The sequence below is a fragment of the Blastococcus sp. HT6-30 genome (assembly GCF_039729015.1).
In the GTDB taxonomy this organism is placed as follows: Bacteria; Actinomycetota; Actinomycetes; order Mycobacteriales; family Geodermatophilaceae; genus Blastococcus.
Genome location: NZ_CP155792.1, coordinates 411200 through 427591 on the forward strand (window position 1 = coordinate 411200; position 16392 = coordinate 427591).

Annotated in this window: 16 protein-coding genes and 1 tRNA gene; 7 read left to right on the plus strand and 10 right to left on the minus strand. The window is 74.1% G+C overall.

Going from position 1 to position 16392, the window contains the following annotated elements:
* Positions 1-71 precede the first annotated feature (71 nt).
* The 3 genes from ABC795_RS01850 to ABC795_RS01860 all read left to right on the plus strand — a co-directional run bounded on the left by ABC795_RS01850 (position 72) and on the right by ABC795_RS01860 (position 2960).
* Entirely contained in the window at positions 72-1337 is a 1266-nt protein-coding gene (locus ABC795_RS01850; protein WP_347059137.1) for an aspartate kinase, read from the plus strand.
* On the plus strand, positions 1334-2389 hold the full coding sequence (locus ABC795_RS01855) for an aspartate-semialdehyde dehydrogenase (RefSeq protein WP_347059138.1): 1056 nt from the start codon (positions 1334-1336) through the stop codon (positions 2387-2389). The genes ABC795_RS01850 and ABC795_RS01855 overlap by 4 nt, the downstream gene beginning before the upstream one ends.
* Positions 2390-2477: 88 nt before the next feature.
* Positions 2478-2960, plus strand: coding sequence for a hypothetical protein (locus ABC795_RS01860; protein ID WP_347059139.1), 483 nt, complete (start codon positions 2478-2480; stop codon positions 2958-2960).
* Here ABC795_RS01860 and ABC795_RS01865 read toward each other — a convergent pair.
* The 5 genes from ABC795_RS01865 to ABC795_RS01885 form a co-directional block, all read right to left on the minus strand.
* The gene (locus ABC795_RS01865; protein ID WP_347059140.1) at positions 2957-4771 is read right to left on the minus strand and encodes a prolyl oligopeptidase family serine peptidase; all 1815 of its coding nucleotides are present in this window, start codon (positions 4769-4771) and stop codon (positions 2957-2959) included. The two genes, ABC795_RS01860 and ABC795_RS01865, sit on opposite strands and share 4 nt — an antisense overlap.
* Before the next feature lie 4 nt (positions 4772-4775).
* Positions 4776-5885, minus strand: a complete 1110-nt coding sequence (locus ABC795_RS01870; RefSeq protein ID WP_347059141.1) for a hemolysin family protein — start codon at positions 5883-5885, stop codon at positions 4776-4778.
* On the minus strand, positions 5882-7246 hold the full coding sequence (locus ABC795_RS01875; RefSeq protein ID WP_347059143.1) for a hemolysin family protein: 1365 nt from the start codon (positions 7244-7246) through the stop codon (positions 5882-5884). The genes ABC795_RS01870 and ABC795_RS01875 overlap by 4 nt, the downstream gene beginning before the upstream one ends.
* Before the next feature lie 92 nt (positions 7247-7338).
* Positions 7339-7412: transfer RNA gene (locus tag ABC795_RS01880), tRNA-Pro, on the minus strand.
* A gap of 112 nt (positions 7413-7524) precedes the next feature.
* The gene (locus tag ABC795_RS01885) at positions 7525-8436 is read right to left on the minus strand and encodes a metallophosphoesterase (RefSeq protein WP_347059144.1); all 912 of its coding nucleotides are present in this window, start codon (positions 8434-8436) and stop codon (positions 7525-7527) included.
* A 52-nt stretch (positions 8437-8488) separates the two neighbouring features.
* Here ABC795_RS01885 and ABC795_RS01890 point away from each other — a divergent pair, with 52 nt between their 5' ends.
* A complete protein-coding gene (locus ABC795_RS01890; RefSeq protein ID WP_347059145.1) occupies positions 8489-8941 on the plus strand; it encodes a GatB/YqeY domain-containing protein in 453 nt (150 codons plus the stop codon).
* Positions 8942-8980: 39 nt separating this feature from the next.
* Here ABC795_RS01890 and ABC795_RS01895 read toward each other — a convergent pair whose 3' ends face one another.
* The 3 genes from ABC795_RS01895 to ABC795_RS01905 are packed head-to-tail and all read right to left on the minus strand — an operon-like array spanning position 8981 to position 13548.
* Positions 8981-11260, minus strand: a complete 2280-nt coding sequence (locus tag ABC795_RS01895; protein ID WP_347059146.1) for a transglycosylase domain-containing protein — start codon at positions 11258-11260, stop codon at positions 8981-8983.
* A 42-nt stretch (positions 11261-11302) separates the two neighbouring features.
* Positions 11303-12520: an ArsA family ATPase gene (locus ABC795_RS01900; protein ID WP_347059147.1), complete on the minus strand. Its 1218-nt coding sequence runs from the start codon at positions 12518-12520 to the stop codon at positions 11303-11305.
* Positions 12520-13548, minus strand: coding sequence for an ArsA-related P-loop ATPase (locus ABC795_RS01905; protein ID WP_347059148.1), 1029 nt, complete (start codon positions 13546-13548; stop codon positions 12520-12522). The genes ABC795_RS01900 and ABC795_RS01905 overlap by 1 nt, the downstream gene beginning before the upstream one ends.
* Before the next feature lie 104 nt (positions 13549-13652).
* Here ABC795_RS01905 and ABC795_RS01910 point away from each other — a divergent pair, with 104 nt between their 5' ends.
* From ABC795_RS01910 to ABC795_RS01920, 3 genes are read left to right on the plus strand one after another with little or no spacing between them, the layout of a single operon-like run.
* Entirely contained in the window at positions 13653-13823 is a 171-nt protein-coding gene (locus ABC795_RS01910; RefSeq protein WP_347059149.1) for a hypothetical protein, read from the plus strand.
* Positions 13820-14311: a RidA family protein gene (locus ABC795_RS01915; RefSeq protein WP_347059151.1), complete on the plus strand. Its 492-nt coding sequence runs from the start codon at positions 13820-13822 to the stop codon at positions 14309-14311. The genes ABC795_RS01910 and ABC795_RS01915 overlap by 4 nt, the downstream gene beginning before the upstream one ends.
* Positions 14308-15102 carry an NUDIX hydrolase gene (locus tag ABC795_RS01920; protein WP_347059152.1) on the plus strand — a complete coding sequence of 265 codons (795 nt, stop codon included), beginning with the start codon at positions 14308-14310 and terminating at the stop codon, positions 15100-15102. Before ABC795_RS01915 ends, ABC795_RS01920 begins: the two co-directional genes overlap by 4 nt.
* Positions 15103-15302: 200 nt before the next feature.
* Here the strand turns inward: ABC795_RS01920 and ABC795_RS01925 are convergent, their stop codons facing one another.
* Together ABC795_RS01925 and ABC795_RS01930 are read right to left on the minus strand one after the other, a co-directional pair.
* Entirely contained in the window at positions 15303-15977 is a 675-nt protein-coding gene (locus ABC795_RS01925; RefSeq protein WP_347059153.1) for a Crp/Fnr family transcriptional regulator, read from the minus strand.
* A 142-nt stretch (positions 15978-16119) separates the two neighbouring features.
* Positions 16120-16362, minus strand: coding sequence for a hypothetical protein (locus ABC795_RS01930; RefSeq protein WP_347059154.1), 243 nt, complete (start codon positions 16360-16362; stop codon positions 16120-16122).
* Positions 16363-16392: the final 30 nt, after the last annotated feature.

The following is a 16392-nucleotide window of genomic DNA, read 5'->3' on the forward strand; positions in this document are numbered from 1 at the left end:
GTGATCACATCCGGACCGCCGCGTGGACGCAAGCGCCGGTCACCCGCACGACGTCGGTAGCCTGTGTACCCGTGGCCCTCGTCGTCCAGAAGTACGGCGGCTCCTCCGTCGCCTCCGCAGAGCACATGAAGCGTGTCGCCGAGCGGATCGTCGCCGCCAAGAAGAACGGCGACGACGTCGTCGTGGTCGTCTCCGCGATGGGCGACACCACCGACGAGCTGCTCGACCTGGCCAGCCAGATCACCGACGACCCGCCCGGGCGCGAGCTCGACATGCTGCTCACGGCCGGTGAGCGGATCTCCATGGCGCTGCTGGCGATCGCGATCTCCGAGCACGGCTACGAGGCCCGCTCGTTCACCGGTTCCCAGGCCGGCGTCATCACCACGTCCAGCCACGGCAGGGCGCGGATCATCGACGTCACCCCGGGCCGGCTGCGCGACGCCCTCAACGAGGGCTCGGTCGTCATCGTGGCCGGCTTCCAGGGCGTCAGCCAGGACACCAAGGACATCACCACGCTCGGCCGGGGTGGCTCCGACACCACCGCCGTCGCGGTGGCGGCCGCGCTGGGCGCCGACGTCTGCGAGATCTACACCGACGTCGACGGCGTCTTCACCGCCGACCCGCGCATCGTCCCCAACGCCAAGCGGCTCGAGACCGTCACCTACGAGGAGATGCTCGAGCTGGCGGCGTCCGGCGCGAAGGTGCTCATGCTCCGCTGCGTCGAGTACGCCCGCCGCTACGGGATCCCCGTGCACGTCCGCAGCTCCTACTCACAGCTCCCCGGCACGGTCGTGGCCGGTTCGATGGAGGACCTCCCGGTGGAACAGGCGATCATCACGGGCGTCGCGCACGACCGCTCCGAAGGCAAGATCACCGTCTTCGGGGTACCCGACCGGCCGGGTGAGGCCGCGCAGCTGTTCCGCGTGCTCGCCGACGCCGAGGTCAACATCGACATGATCGTCCAGAACGTGTCGGCCGAGGCCAGCAAGCTCGCCGACATCTCCTTCACGCTGCCCAAGAGCGACGGCCCCACCGCGCTGGCGGCGCTGGAGCGGGTCAAGCACACCGTCGGCTACACCGACGTCAGCTTCGACCAGCACATCGGCAAGGTCAGCCTGGTCGGCGCCGGCATGCGGTCGCACCCGGGCGTGTCCGCGAAGTTCTTCGGCGCGCTCGCCGACGCCGGCGTGAACCTGGAGCTGATCAGCACCTCGGAGATCCGCATCTCCGTGGTCTGCCGCGACACCGACGTGGACATCGCCGTCCGCGCGGTGCACGACGCGTTCGACCTCGGCTCCGACGTCGAGGCGGTCGTCTACGGAGGGACCGGACGATGAGCACCTTCACCAGCGACGGTCTGCGCGTCGGCATCGTCGGGGCCACCGGCCAGGTCGGCCGCGTCGTCCGCGACCTGCTGGCCGAGCGGAACTTCCCCCTCGCCGAGCTGCGCTTCTTCGCCTCCGCCCGCTCGGCCGGCTCCACGCTGCCGTGGGCCGGCGGCGAGATCACGGTCGAGGACGCCGCCACCGCCGACCCCACCGGCCTGGACATCGCGATCTTCTCCGCGGGGGCGACGACCTCCCGCGCGCAGGCGCCCCGGTTCGCCGCGGCCGGCGTCACCGTCATCGACAACAGCTCGGCGTTCCGGCGCGACCCGGACGTCCCGCTGATCGTCAGCGAGGTCAACCCGCACGCGCTGGCCGACATCCGCAAGGGCATCATCGCCAACCCGAACTGCACGACCATGGCGGCGATGCCGGTGCTCCGGCCGCTGCACGACGAGGCGCAGCTGGTGCGCATCGTCGCCAGCACCTACCAGGCGGTGTCCGGCAGCGGGGTCGCCGGCGTCGACGAGCTCGACGGCCAGGTGAAGGCGGTCGTCGACAAGGCCGCCGAGCTGACCCACGACGGGTCGGCCGTGGCCTTCCCCGACCCGGTGAAGTACGTGGCGCCGATCGCGTTCAACGTGCTGCCGATGGCCGGCTCGGTCGTCGACGACGGCACGTTCGAGACCGACGAGGAGCAGAAGCTCCGCAACGAGAGCCGCAAGATCCTGGACATCCCCGAGCTGCGAGTCTCGGGCACGTGCGTGCGCGTGCCCGTCTTCACCGGGCACTCGCTCTCGCTCAACGTCGAGTTCGCCCGGCCGCTGACGGTCGAGCGCGCCACCGAGCTGCTGTCCACGGCGCCCGGGGTGGAGCTCGCCGACGTCCCGAACCCGCTGCTGGCCGCCGGCCGCGACCCGAGCTACGTCGGGCGCATCCGGCAGGACCCGGGGGTCGACGACCGTCGCGGCCTCGCGCTGTTCGTCAGCAACGACAACCTGCGCAAGGGCGCCGCGCTGAACACCGTCCAGATCGCCGAGCTCATCGCCGCCCGCGGCCGGTGACGGAGGACCTCGTCCCTCCCCGCCCCTCGCGAGCTCAGGGCGGGGCCCTGGGACGAGGTCATGGGGTGCATCCCGGCAGGATGGCGCGGTGACGCGCGACGACGACCGGCCGGACCGCGACCTGGCGGTCGAGCGCGGACGCCCCCGCCCCGACCGGTACCTGCTGCTGGGCTGGGTGGAGCTGGAGCTCGCGCTGGAGGCCGGCGTCCGGGTCGACGCCGCCCACGCGGTGGTCACCGACGCGGTGGTGCACGCGTTCGGGGCCGGGATGTTCGGCCGGCTGGCCGAGGCCCTGACCGCGGAGCGGCGCGACCCGCAGGACCTCGCCGTCCTGCTCGACGACGACGACCTCGCCGAGCGGGTGCTGGCCGCGCTGCACGAGCGGGCGGGCGCCGACGACCAGGCGCCCGAGCCGCCGGACGCCCACCTCGTGTGGTCGGCGTTCTCGCCGGACGACCCGTACGGGGGCCGGGGAGCGATCCGGCGGGCGGTGCGCCGGCGGGCGGAGAGCGCCCGCCGGGCGCTGCTGGAGCCCCGCCGTCCCCGCGTCGCCGGCCGGCGGGACCGCTAGTAGGGCCGCACGTGCCGCAGCGCGAAGTCCAGCGCGACCTCCACCTGGCGGATCGTCTCCTCGATGACCAGCGAGCCGTGCCCGGCGTCGAAGCGGTAGACCTCGTGCTCCTTGCCCAGCTCCTCGAGCCGGCCCAGGTAGTTGTCGATCTGCCGGATCGGGCAGCGCGGGTCGTTCGCGCCGGCCACGACGAGCACCGGCGCGGCCACGGCGTCGACGTAGGTCAGCGGCGAGGAGCGCACGTACACGTCGCGGACCTCATCGGGTGACCCGCCGAACAGCGCGCGGTCGTAAGCCCGCAGGCCCTCCATCTCGTCCTCGTAGGCGGCCAGGTAGTCGGCCACCGGGACCTCGGCGATGCCCGCCGCCCAGCGCTCCGGCTGGGTGCCCAGGCCCAGGAGCGTGAGGAAGCCGCCCCACGACCCGCCGGTCAGCAGCACCCGCTGCGGGTCGACGACGCCCTCGGCGACCAGCGCGTCGTAGACCGCGCCGATGTCCTCCAGTTCGGTGAGCCCCGGGCGCCCGGTGAGCGCGTCGCGCCACGTGGAGCCGTAGCCGGTGGACCCCCGGTAGTTGACGTGCACGACCGCGTACCCGGCGTCGACGTAGGCGGCGCGGCGGGCGCGGTAGGAGTCGTCGTCGGCGGCCTCGGGCCCGCCGTGCACCAGGAACGCCGTCGCGTACGGCGCCGCGCCCGCCGGCCGGACGAGCAGCGCGTGCACGTCGCCGCCAGGACCGGGGACCCAGCGGTCCTCCACCGGATAGGCGGCGGGCGGCTCCTCGTCGCTCACCGTCAGCACGACCGGCCCGTCGGCCCGGCGGATCACCGGCGGCCGCTCGGAGTTCGACCAGGCCAGCTCCACGGTGCCGTCGGGGCGGGCGGTGGCCCCGCGGACGACGCCCGGCGGTGTCTCCAGCTTCGTCAGGGCACCGGAGGCGAGGTCGTAGCGGTAGAGCTCGCTGCGGGCGGCGTGGTCGTGCCCGACCAGCAGCGCCGAGCCGTCGGGGTACCAGCCGGCGGTCACGTCACCGGGCAGGTCGAGCACGATCTCGGTCTCGGTGCCGGCGACGACGTCCCAGAGCAGCAGCTCCTCGCGGCCGCGCCGCTCGTGGCCGACCAGCAGCCGCCGGTCGCCGGGCAGCGGCGCGAACTCCAGGGCGTGCAGCCCGCGGCCCTCGCCGTCCCACTTCTCGGCGACCACGGCAGGTGCCTCCTCCGTCGTCACAGCCGTCCGCAGCACGCGCAGCGCCGGGTAGCGCGGGTCGCCGTGCTCGGAGTGCGAGACGACCAGCAGCTCGTCGTCGCGGGTGAGCGCGTCCACCGAGGCCGGGTCGGGGTGCCGGTAGACCACCCGCGGCGTGCCGCCGGAGGGCGCCAGCCAGAGCTCGCTGCCGTCGTCGGTGCTGCGGCCGAGAGCGACCAGCGACCGCCCGATCTCCAGTCCCGCCGGGTAGGCCGGGCCCACCTCGGGAACTGCGACGGTGTCCTCTCCGCCCTCGAACGGCTGGGTCATCCACACGCCGAACTCGTCGCCGTCGTCGTCGGCGAACCACCAGATGGTCCCGCCGTCGGGGCTGAGGGTGGCGATGAGCGTCCCGTTGGGCCGGTCGGTCACCTGGCGGTGGGTCCCGGTCCCGCGGTCCCACGCGTACTGCTCGACCACGCCGCTGAGATCGGAGGAGTAGAGGTTCCGGTCCGGGGCCTCCTCCGCCCAGTCCGGCAGGGAGACCCGCGGAGCGCGGAACCGGGCCTGCCAGCGGGCGGTGACCTCGGGGGAGAGGGCGGGGACGGTGCTGGGCTCGGAGGTCACCGGGTCATCTTCCCCCGGCGCCCGCGCCGGCCACGGGGGCGGCCCCGTCGGGCGCGGCCGCCTGCTGCTCCTCGACGCGGCGTCGCTCGGCGGCGGCGTCGCGGACATCGCCGATCAGCTGCTCCAGCACGTCCTCCAGGGCCACGATGCCGCTGGTGCGGCCGTCCTCGACCACCCGGCCGAGGTGGGCACCGGCCTTCCGCATGGCGGCCAGCACCTCCGGCAGCGGCTCGTCGGCCCGCAGCTCCACGAAGGGCCGCACGTCGCGGTCGGGCATCGGCTCGTCGCGGCGCCCGGCCGGCACGTCGAGCACGTCCTTCACGTGCACGAACCCGGCCAGGTCGCCGTCGGCCCCGCGCACCGGGTACCGGCTGTACCCGTGCTGGGCGACGACGGCCTCCAGCTCCCGCGGGGTTGTGCTGCGGGGCACGGTGACCAGCCGGTCCAGCGGCAGGACCACCGTCGACAGGTCGTTGTGCTCGAAGGTGAGCGCGCCGGCGGCCAGCTCGCCCATCCCGGCGCCGAGGTGCCCCTCCTGCTGGGACTGGTTGACCATCGAGCGGATCTGCGCGGCGTCGAAACTGGCGGACACCTCGTCGGTGGGCTCGACGCCGAACAGCCGGACGAATGCGTTGGCGATCGTGTTGAAGAACCAGATGAACGGCTCGAGCAGCCGGACCATGACCGCCAGCGGAGGTCCCAGCACCAGCGCGGCCCGGTCGGGCCCGGCGATGGTGATGTTCTTGGGCACCATCTCGCCGACGACGATGTGCAGCACGGTGATCAGCGCCAGCGCGATGACCAGCGCGATCGGGTGCAGCAGGCCCTCCGGCAGGCCGGCGGCCTCCAGTGGGACCTCGATCAGGTGCGCCACCGCGGGCTCCCCGACGGCGCCCAGCCCCAGCGAGCACAGGGTGATGCCGAGCTGGGCGCCGGCCATCATCTGCGACACGTTCCGCATCGCGGCGAGGGTCTTGACCGCGCGGGCCGAGCCGGCCTCGGCCCGGGGCTCGATCTGGTCGGCACGGGTGGAGACCAGCGCGAACTCGGCGGCCACGAAGAAGGCGTTGCCCAGCAGCAGGGCGACCAGGACCAGCAGGCTGACGACGGTCATGCCGGCACCTCCGCGCGGACGCGGGACGCCGTGGCGCCGCCGGCGTCGGTCCCCGGCGGGTCGGCCGGCCCGGCCAGCCGCTCGGCCCTGACCCGCGCCACCCGGCGTCCTTCCAGGGTCTCCACCCGCAGCCGGACGCCGTCCAGGGTCACGCAGTCACCCTCCTCGGGCATCCGCTGCAGCTGCTCGGTCAGGAAGCCGGCCAGGGTCTCGTACCGACCCTCCGGTACGGCGATCCCGGTGCGGTCGAGCACCTCGTCGGGGCGCAGCAGGCCCGAGAGCAGCCAGGTGCCGTCGTCGACGCGGCGCAGCGTCCGCAGCGGCCGATCGGTCTCGTCGGTGATCTCGCCGACGAGCTCCTCCACGATGTCCTCCAACGTCACCACACCGTGCGTGGCGCCCCACTCGTCGACCACGACCGCCAGCTGGAGGCCCTGGTCGCGCAGCAGGTCCAGCAGCCGCTCGAGGTGCATCGACGACGGGACGGCGAGCACCGGGACGGCGAGCTCGCCGACCGTGCGGTGGGCCCGCTCCGCCTCCGGCAGCGCGACGGCGTGCTTCACGTGCACCACGCCGGTGACCTCGTCCAGATCGGAGCCGTACACGGGGAAGCGCGAGTTGCCCGAGTGCACGGCGGCGGCGACGACGTCGGCGGCCGTGGCGCTGGCCCGCAGGGTCCACAGCTGCGTCCGCGGGGTCATGACGTCGGTGGCGTACTTGCCGCCGAGCTGGAGCGAGCGCTGCAGCAGCCGCGCCGCGACGGGGGAGAGGTCACCTTCCTCCGCCGAGCGCCGGGCGACGGAGGCGAGCTCGTCGGCGTCCCGGGCGGTCTCCAGCTCCTCCCGCGGTTCGAAGCCCAGCCGCCGGACGATCGCGTTCGACAGCCGCTGCAGCGCGTTGACGACGGGTCCGGTGACCCGGGTGAACGCGCGCATCCCCGGGGCGACGAAGCCGGCCACGGCCAGCGGGTTGGCGATGGCCAGGTTCTTGGGCCCCAGTTCGCCCAGCAGCATCTGCAGGGTGGTCGCCAGCGCGATGGCCAGGCCCACCGACACCGCGGTGGTCGACCCGCCGGTGAGGCCCACGGCCTCCAGGGGGCCGCGGAGCAGCTGGCCGATCGCGGGCTCGGCCAGGTAGCCGACCAGCAGCGTGGTGATCGTGATGCCCAGCTGGGCGGCCGACAGCTGGGTGGACAGCGTCCGCAGCGCGCGGACGACGCCGCGCCCGCGACGGTCGCCGGCGGCGGCGGCGTCCTCGGCGCGGCCGCGATCGACGGTGGTGAGGGAGAACTCGGCTGCGACGAAGAAGCCGGTGAGCGCCGTCAGCAGGACGGCGGCGAGGAGGAGCAGCCATTCGGTCATCGCGGCGTCCGGTGCCCGCCGGGGGTGGAGTCCAACCGGAGGGTGTCCGGAACGACTCAGGGGCCGCCTTTCGGCGGCCCCTGAGCTGAGGGTCGGGGTGACAGGATTTGAACCTGCGGCCTCGTCGTCCCGAACGACGCGCGCTACCAAGCTGCGCCACACCCCGAGGTGCGTCGACGAGTCTAGCGCTAGACGCCGGACCGCTCGGCGGCGGGTCGCGGCCCCCTTCCGAGGCTCCACCCGAGCCTGCGAGGGACGAGGAGGAGGGTGTCCTCCCTTCAGGCGGGGCGTGCGGTGAGGGTCAGCAGCGTCGCCTCCGGTGGGCAGGCGAACCGCACCGGGGCGTACGGGCTGGTGCCCAGGCCGGCCGACACGTGCAGCCAGGTGCCGGCCGGGCGCGCGGGCGTGGGCGGCGACCAGCGGTGCAGCCAGCGCACCCGGTCGCGGTCGATCCCGCAGTTGGTCACCAGCGCCCCGTAGAACGGCACCCGCAGCTGCCCGCCGTGCGTGTGCCCGCAGAGCAGCAGGTCGTAGCCGTCCGCGGCGAACCGGTCGAGCACCCGCGGCTCGGGGGAGTGCGCCAGCCCGATCCGCACGTCCGCGGTGGGGTCCGCCGGGCCGGCGACGAGGTCGTAGCGGTCCCGCTCCAGGTGCGAGTCGTCGACGCCGGCGAACACGATCCGCCGGCCGCCGACGGTCAGCCCCCCGCGGTCGTTGGTCAGGTCCAGCCAGCCCCGGTCGCGCATCCCGTCGCGCAGGTCACGCCACGGCAGCTCGTCGCCGTGGACCCGCTTGTGGTCGCGCTTGAAGTACTTGAGAGGGTTCTTCGGCCGGGGCGCGAAGTAGTCGTTGCTGGCCAGTACGAAGGCGCCGGGCCGGTCCATCAGCCGGTCCTGGGCGCGCAGGGTGGGCGCCACGGCGTCGAAGCCCGCGAGGTTGTCCCCGGTGTTGATCACCAGGTCGGGTTCGAGCGCGGCCAGTCCGGCGATCCACTCCTGCTTGCTCCACTGCCCGGCGGTCATGTGCAGGTCCGACAGCTGCAGGATGGTCAGCGGCGTGGAGCCGGGCGCCAGCACCGGGACGTCGAAGCGGCGCAGCGTCCAGCGGGTGCGTTCGTAGAGGCTCGCGTAGGCGGTTCCCGCCACAGCGGCGGCCGCGGCGGCGGTGGGGACGGCGGTGTACCAGCGCACCCGCGAAAGCCTACGGGCGCGGGCCGGGACGGCGTCGTGCGAGGCTGGACCAGTGCCCGACCTCAAGGAACAGCTGCGCGCCGACCTGACCGCGGCCATGAAGGCCCGCGACGAGCTGCGCACCGCCACGCTGCGCATGGTGCTCGCCGCCGTCAGCGCGGAGGAGGTGTCGGGCAAGGAGGCGCGCGAGCTCACCGACGACGAGGTGCAGGCGGTGCTGCGCCGGGAGGCCAAGAAGCGGCGGGAGGCCGCCGAGGCCTTCGGCTCGGCCGGGCGGACCGAGCAGGCCGCCCGCGAGCAGGCCGAGGGCGAGGTCCTCGCCGCCTACCTGCCGGCCCAGCTCGACGACTCCGACCTGGCGGCGCTCGTCGCCGACGCCGTCACCCGCACCGGCGCCTCGGGGATGAAGGACATGGGCAAGGTCATGGGTGCGGTGCAGGGCGCCGTCGCCGGGCGGGCCGAGGGCGCACGCGTGGCCGCGGAGGTCCGCCGCCAGCTCGGCTGACCGGGGACGGCGACCTCGGCCGCCGTCCCGGGTGACGTGCTAGTCGTCCTCGCCGGCCTCGGGGTCCGCGCCGGCGTCGGCCCCTTCGGCCACGTCGACGGCGGCCTCGGTGTCCGCCTCGTCGTCGGTCGCAGGCTCGGTCTCGTCCACGGGCTCGTCCACGGGCTCGTCCACGGGCTCGGTCGCGGGCGAGCTGGTGGCCGGGGCGGTGCGCTGGGAACGGTCCGCGCTGCTGCGGGTCCGATCGGCGGTGTAGCCGCCCGAGCGCGGCGAGGGCCGCGTTCCCTCCTCGACGACCGGGTCGGCGGGCGGGAAGGAGACGGCCTCCTCGGCGTTGAGGATCGGGGCCATGGCGGTGCGCCAGGCGGTCGCGCCCAGCCCGCCGCCGTACCCGGGGACGCGCTCCTGCTCCTTCGGGTTGAAGACCATGACGCTCGCGGCGTACCGCGGCGTGTAGCCGACGAAGGCGACCGACTGGTTGTCCTGCGACGTCCCGGTCTTGCCGGCGATCTGGTGCCCGGGCACGTACGCCCGGGAGCCGGTCTGCAGCGAGTAGCCCGGCTCGACGTCCTTGCGCAGGATCTGGTTCATCGTGGTGGCCACGCCGGCCGGGATCGCCTCCGGGGTGCAGTTGCCGCCCTCGGGTACGACCGGCTCCCCGTCACGGGTGAGCGGCTCGCCGTTGCGGTCGAGCACCGCGACCACCGGGACCGGCGTGCACCGGGTGCCGTTGGCCGCCAGCGTGGCGTACGCGGTGGCCAGGTCGAGCGGGCTGGTGGCGTCGGTGCCGAAGGCGAACGAGCCACGGTTCTCGGAGACGATCTGGTCGGCCGGGGTCTGGTTGGGGCCGTCGAAGGTCATGCCCATGGCCTGTGCCGTGCGGACCGGCGCCTCGATGCTGCCCAGCTCGTCCTGGAGGTGCAGGAAGTAGGTGTTCGACGACGCGTAGAGCGCCTGCTCCAGCGTCATCGTCCGCGGGTAGTTGGTGCCGACGTTCTCCACGTCGTAGGGCTTCGGGACGCCCCGATCGGGGTCCCAGTCCTTGTAGACCCGCGAGAGGTAGGGCTCCGCCGAGGTGAGCGTGTAGTCCTTGCCGTACCCCTGGGCCAGGGCGGCGGCGGCGACGAACGTCTTGTAGGTGGAGCCGGCCCCGGCGCTGGCGGTCGCGTTGAGGACGACCGACTCGCACTCGGGCTCGCTGCAGCCGTAGCGCCGGTTCGCGCTCATGGCCAGCACCTCGCCGGTACCCGGCTCGACCGCCGTGTACAGGGCGACGAGGCTGCTGCCCATCGGCTGGGCCTCGAGCACGGCCTGGTCGCCGGCGATCTGCATGTCGGGGCGCAGCGTGGTCTGGATCGTGAGCCCGCCGTTGTCCAGCTCGTCCCGGGTCAGGCCGAGGGTCCCGATGAGGTACTGGTGGGCGTAGGCGCACAGGAAGCCGCCGATGGCCGCGTCGATGCAGCCGTTCGGGGGCGCCTGACCCGGCGCGACCTCCACCGGGGTCGGCGTGATCTCGGCCAGTTGCTGCTCGCTGATGTGGCCCAGGTCGTGCATGCGCTGCAGCACCTGGTTGCGTCGGATCTGGGCGTTCTCCGGGTTGTTGATCGGCTCGTCGTAGAACGGGCTCTGCACCAGCCCGGCGAGCATGGCCGCCTGCGGGAGGGTGAGGTCGGCGGCGTCGACGCTGAAGTAGCGCTGGGCCGCGGCCTGGATGCCGTAGGCGCCCTGCCCGAAGTACACGAGGTTCAGGTACCGGGTGAGGATCTCGTCCTTGGAGTAGGTGTCCTCCAGGGCGAGGGCCAGCCGGGCCTCCCGCAGCTTGCGGCCGACGGTCTGCGCGTCGGCGGCGGCCCGGTCCTCGGGCGTGGTGGCCGTCTGGAGGAGGGTCTGCTTCACCAGCTGCTGGGTGAGCGTCGAGCCGCCCTCCTGCACCGAGCCGGCGGCGACGTTCTTCACCAGGGCGCGCATCGTGCCCTGCACGTCGAGGCCGTTGTGGTCGTAGAAGCGGGAGTCCTCGATGTCGACGAGGGCCTGCTTCATGACGTCGGAGATCTGGTCGGAGGTGACCGGGATGCGGTTGTGCTCGTAGAAGTTCGTGATCAGCGAGCCGTCGGCGGCCAGCACCCGGGTGACGCCCGCGGGCGTCTTGTCGGTGAGCTCCACCGGGAGCGCGTCGAGCAGCGACACGGAGTTGCGTGCCGCGAGGCCCGGGCCGCCGATCCAGGGCAGCATGAGTCCGGCCACGAGCGCGCCGGCGACGACGATCGTCGCGGCGAGCTTGGCGAGCAGACGGGTCCGGACGCGCGCGTTCTCCGACATCGCGGCCAGGGTACGTCGCGCGGGGGCGTGGGGGGGCTGCGCTCAGCCGCGGCGCGCGGGCAGGACCCGCGTCCTCGGCGTGCCCGTCGGCGTGTCGCCGTCCGCGCCGGTCAGCGCCTCGGCCATGACCTCCAGCCCCGCCAGGTCGTGGACGTCCCCGGCGGCCGCCGGGACCGTGCGCACCGCGACGTCGGGGTGGGCGCTGGTGAACCGGTCGGCCAGGTGCTGCTCCCGCGCGGCCAGCTGCATGCGCTCGGCGTGCACCCGCAGCGCCGCCGCCGCCAGCACGGCTGCGTCGCCGCCGGCCTCGGCGACGGTCTCGGCCGCGGCGTCCGCACGGGTGGCCGACAGCGAGGTCGTCGCCGGGGGGTGGGTGCGGTTGACGACCAGCCCGGCCAGCGGCATGCCCTCGGCGGAGAGCCGGTCGACGAAGTAGGACGCCTCGCGCAGCGCGTCCGGCTCGGGGGCGGCGACGACCACGAACCAGGTGCCCGGACGGCGCAGCAGCTCGTAGGTCGCCGTCGCCCGTTCGCGGAAGCCGCCGAACATGGTGTCCAGCGCGGCGACGAACGCGGAGATGTCCCGGAGCAGCTGGCCGCCCAGGATCTTGCTGACGATGCGGCTGAACAGCAGGAAACCCGCGCTGGCGAACTTGAAGCCGGCCCGGCTGGGCGCCGTGAGCAGCCGGATCATCGTGCCGTCGAGGAACCGGCCCATGCGGTTGGGGGCGTCGAGGAAGTCCAGCGCCGATCGCGACGGTGGCGTGTCGACGATGATCAGGTCCCACTGGTCGCTGGCCCGCAGCTGGCCCAGCTTCTCCATCGCCATGTACTCCTGCGTGCCGGAGAAGGACGAGGAGAGCGCCTGGTAGAAGGGGTTGTCCAGGATCGCCTGCGCCCGGTCGGGCGTGGAGTGAGCGGTGACGATGTCGTCGAACGTCCGCTTCATGTCCAGCATCATCGCGTGCAGCTCGCCCGGTGCCCCCGGGACGTCGACCCGCCGCGGCTCGTTGTCCAGCTCGACGAGGCCGAGGGACTGCGCGAGCCGCCGGGCAGGGTCGATCGTCAGCACGACGACCGTCCGCCCGGCCCGGGCCGCGGCGAGCGCGAGAGCCGCCGACGTCGTCGTCTTCCCGACCCCGCCGGCGCCGCAGCAGACGACGATGCGGGTCTCCCGGTCGGCGATCAGGGCGTCGAGGTCCATCGCCGGTGCCTGTCGCGGCGCCCGGCTGCGCGGCTCGGTGGTGGTGTCGGCGGCCATCAGGCGACGCCCCCGGTCGCAGCCGCCGTGCGCTCCGCCCGCCCACCGTCCGTGCGCAGGTGCTCCTCGAGCCGGCCGGCCAGCTCGAACAGGCAGCCGAGGTCCACGGGACCGGGCAGCAGCGGCAGCTCGACCGTGGGGCGGTCCAGGGCGGTCACCTGGTCACGCAGCGCGTCCTGCGAGGCCCAGCGGCGGGCGTGCTCCACCACCTCGGCGGCCAGGGCGTCGGCGAGCTCGGGGCCGCCCGGGAGCTGCGCCGTCGTGAGCGCGGGGGCGAGGTCCGCGCCGGTCAGCTGGCCGGCGGCGGCCCGGGCGAGCGCCCCGGCCGGCAGCACCGGCTCGGCGGCCATGTTCACGACGACCGAGCCGATCGGCAGCCCGGCGGTCTGCAGCTCGGCGATGGCGTCGGCCGTCTCCTGCACCGGCATGTCCTCCAGGATGGTCACCAGATGGACCACCGTCTGGGGGGAGCGCAGCACCGCCATGACGCCGTCGCTCTGGGTCTTGATCGGGCCCGACCGGGCCAGCTGCGACATCTCGCCGGTGACGCCGAGGAACCGGGTGATGCGCCCGGTGGGCGGGGCGTCGACGACCACGGCGTCGTAGACGTGCCGGCCGTCGCGGCGGCGGGTCACCGCCTCCTTGATCTTCCCGGTGATCAGCACGTCGCGGAGGCCCGGCGCGATCGCCGTGGCGAAGTCGATCGCGCCCATCTTCCGCAGCGCCCGGCCGGCGCGCCGGAGGTTGTAGAACATGTCGAGGTAGTCGAGGAGCGCCTCCTCGACGTCGATGGCCAGGGCCTTCACCTCGCCACCGCCGCGCGCGACGGCGACCCGGCGCTCCTCGTAGGGCAGCGGTGGGGTGTCGAACAGCTGGGCGACGCCCTGTCGACCCTCGGTCTCCACCAGGAGCACCGAGCGCCCGTCGGCGGCCAGGGCCAGGGCCAGGGCGGCGGCGACGGTGGTCTTGCCCGTTCCTCCCTTGCCGGTGACCACGTGCAGGCGCGCGGGCGACAGTTCGGGAGGCACGCCCACCAGCGTAGGAGCTGGTGAGCGGGTCGGCCCGCCCCGGCAGCGCCATGAGGGCGGCGGCGATGCCCACCGCACGGGGCGGCTGCAGTAGCGTCGCGCCCATGAGCGAAGCCGCCCGCCAGAAGTGGGAGTACGCGACCATCCCCCTGCTGGTCCACAACACCAAGGCGATCCTGGACTCCTGGGGCGTCGACGGGTGGGAGCTGGTGACCGTCCTCCCCGGCCCCGCCGGGGCCGAGCAGCTGGTCGCCTACCTCAAGCGCCCGGCATGACCAGCCCCGCCTCGGCGGCCGGCGCACCGGCGCAGAGCTGGCACGCCCGGCTCGCGGAGCTGGGCATCCGGCTGCCCCCGGTCGCCCCGCCCGTGGCCTCCTACGTGCCCGCCGTCCGCGCCGGCTCGCTGGTCTTCACCTCCGGCCAGCTGCCGTTCGCCGAGGGCGGCCTGCGCCGCACCGGCAAGGTCGGCGGCTCGGTCGACGTCGAAGCGGCCGCGGCCGACGCCAAGCTGTGCGCCCTGAACGCGCTGGCCGCGATCGACGAGCTGGTCGGGCTGGACTCGGTCGCCCGCGTGGTGCGCGTCGTGGGCTACGTCGCCAGCGTCGAGGGCTTCACGGGCCAGCCGCGGGTGGTCAACGGCGCCAGCGAGCTGCTGGGCCGGATCTTCGGCGAGGCCGGCACGCACGCCCGCACCGCCGTAGGGGTGGCGGAGCTGCCGCTCGGCGCGCCCGTGGAGGTCGAGCTCACCGTCGAGCTCCGGTGAGCGCCGAGCCGAAGCAGGCGGCGACGGTCCTGCTGCTGCGGGACGGGGCGCCCGGGCTCGAGGTCTACCTGCTCCGCCGCACCAAGGGGATGCCCTTCGCCGGCGGGATGACCGCCTATCCCGGCGGCGGCGTCGACCCGCGGGACGGCGACACCGAGATCGGCTGGGCCGGGCCTGCGCCCGCGCAGTGGGCGACCGCTTTCGGCTGCGACGAGCGCACCGCCCGCGAGCTGGTGTGCGCCGCGGTGCGGGAGACGTTCGAGGAGGCGGGTGTCCTGCTGGCCGGGCTGCCCGACGGCGGCGGGGTCGTGCCGTCGGTCTCGGGGAACGACTGGGAGGAGCAGCGCCAGGCGCTGCTGTCGCGCGAGCTCTCCCTCGCCGGGCTGCTGGCCGACCGCGGCCTGGTGCTGCGGTCGGACCTGCTGCGCCCCTTCGCGCACTGGATCACCCCGCCGGTCGAGCCCCGCCGCTACGACACCAAGTTCTTCGCCGCGGCCCTGCCGGTCGGCCAGGAGGCGCGGGACGTCTCCGGTGAGGCCGACGAGGCCGCGTGGCTGAGCCCGGCCGCGGCGCTGGCCGAGCTGGATGCCGGCACCCGCCCGATGTTGCCGCCGACGTCGCACACGCTGGGTCAGCTGACCGCGTTCCCCGACGTCGCCGCCGCGCTGGCCGGCTCCCCGCCGGACCCGCTGCACCCGATCAGCCCCCGGTTCGAGGAGACCCCCGAAGGTCGCTGGGCGGTCCTGCCCGACGGCACCCGCATCCGCCTGGCGGTGCCCCTTCCGTCGTGATCCTCCCGATCACACCGCTGTGACACCGCACCCCTCCGGGACGCACCGCGGTCAGGTGCCGTCGCTGGCTTGCGCTGTGTCGCGCCTGCGCGGGTCCCCTCCGGGGGCCCACTCGGCACGACCGGCCCGGCGCACCTCTGCAGTGGATGCGAGAGGCCCAGGACCTGGGCGGTGCCGGGCCTCTCGCGTCCAGGGTGGTGTCAGCGTGCGCGGCGGCGCAGGCGCTCCTCGTCGAGGACGACGACGGACTTGCCCTGCAGCTGGATCCAGCCGCGGTGCACGAAGTCGGCCAGGGCCTTGTTCACCGTCTCGCGGGAGGCGCCGACCAGCTGGGCCAGCTCCTCCTGGGTGAGGTCGTGCTTGACGCGCAGGCCGTCGGAGTCGCGGTTGCCGAAGCGGTCGGCCATCTGCAGCAGCGCCTTGGCGACACGGCCGGGCACGTCGGTGAAGATCAGGTCGGCGACGGAGTCGTTGGTGCGGCGCAGGCGGCGGGCCAGCACGCGCAGCAGCTGCTCGCCGATCTCCGGGTGCGCCTCGATCCAAGGCAGCAGCACCGACTGCGGCATGCGCGCCAGCTTGACGTCGGTGACGGCGGTCGCGGTAGCGGTGCGCGGGCCCGGGTCGAAGACCGACAGCTCGCCGAACTGGTCCGACGGGCCCATGACGGCGAGCACGTTCTCCCGGCCGTCGGGCGAGCGACGGGACAGCTTGATCTTGCCGGTGATGACGATGTACAGGCTGTCGCCGGGTTCGCCCTCGTTGAACACCACCCGGCCCCGGGGGAGGGTGATCGTCTCGAGCCGGCTGATGACGGGGTCCACCGCGTCCTCGGAGAGCCCTTGGAAGAGCCCCGACTGAGCCAGCACCTCGTCCACTGCACGTCCTCTCACACGATCTTCGGGCGCAGGGATGCCCGCGCTCGCAGCGAGTCTAGGCGGCTGTGCGGTCTGTCACCCGTTCGGTGGTCCGGAGCCTCCCCCGTCCGAGCGAGAGGCCGCCGTTCCGGCGTGCTGCCGGTCAGACCAGCGGGGGGTTCTCGGACCGGCGCCGGCCGCCGCTGCGGCGGCGCCGCCAGCGGGACAGCGCCCGCCGGAGGCCCGAGGTGGCGAGGGTGTCGACCTCGCCGGGCGTGGCCGTGTTCAGGAACTCGCTGACCTCGCGGGGTGACGCCGGGCGGCGGAGGGGCTCCTCGACCCGCTCCATGACCAGCAGGAACGCGATCAGCAGCGGTGGGAACAGGATGACACTGAGGGCGACCATCCCGACCTCCTCTGCGTCGTCGGCGGCACC

Excerpts from the sequence above, each read along its gene's own strand:
- ABC795_RS01855 (WP_347059138.1), top strand. The coding sequence starts at position 1,334 with ATGAGCACCTTCACCAGCGACGGTCTGCGCGTCGGCATCGTCGGGGCC.
- ABC795_RS01870 (WP_347059141.1), bottom strand. The coding sequence starts at position 5,885 with ATGACCGTCGTCAGCCTGCTGGTCCTGGTCGCCCTGCTGCTGGGCAAC.
- ABC795_RS01875 (WP_347059143.1), bottom strand. The coding sequence starts at position 7,246 with ATGACCGAATGGCTGCTCCTCCTCGCCGCCGTCCTGCTGACGGCGCTC.
- ABC795_RS01895 (WP_347059146.1), bottom strand. The coding sequence starts at position 11,260 with ATGTCGGAGAACGCGCGCGTCCGGACCCGTCTGCTCGCCAAGCTCGCC.
- ABC795_RS01900 (WP_347059147.1), bottom strand. The coding sequence starts at position 12,520 with ATGGCCGCCGACACCACCACCGAGCCGCGCAGCCGGGCGCCGCGACAG.
- ABC795_RS01910 (WP_347059149.1), top strand. The coding sequence starts at position 13,653 with ATGAGCGAAGCCGCCCGCCAGAAGTGGGAGTACGCGACCATCCCCCTG.
- ABC795_RS01915 (WP_347059151.1), top strand. The coding sequence starts at position 13,820 with ATGACCAGCCCCGCCTCGGCGGCCGGCGCACCGGCGCAGAGCTGGCAC.
- ABC795_RS01930 (WP_347059154.1), bottom strand. The coding sequence starts at position 16,362 with ATGGTCGCCCTCAGTGTCATCCTGTTCCCACCGCTGCTGATCGCGTTC.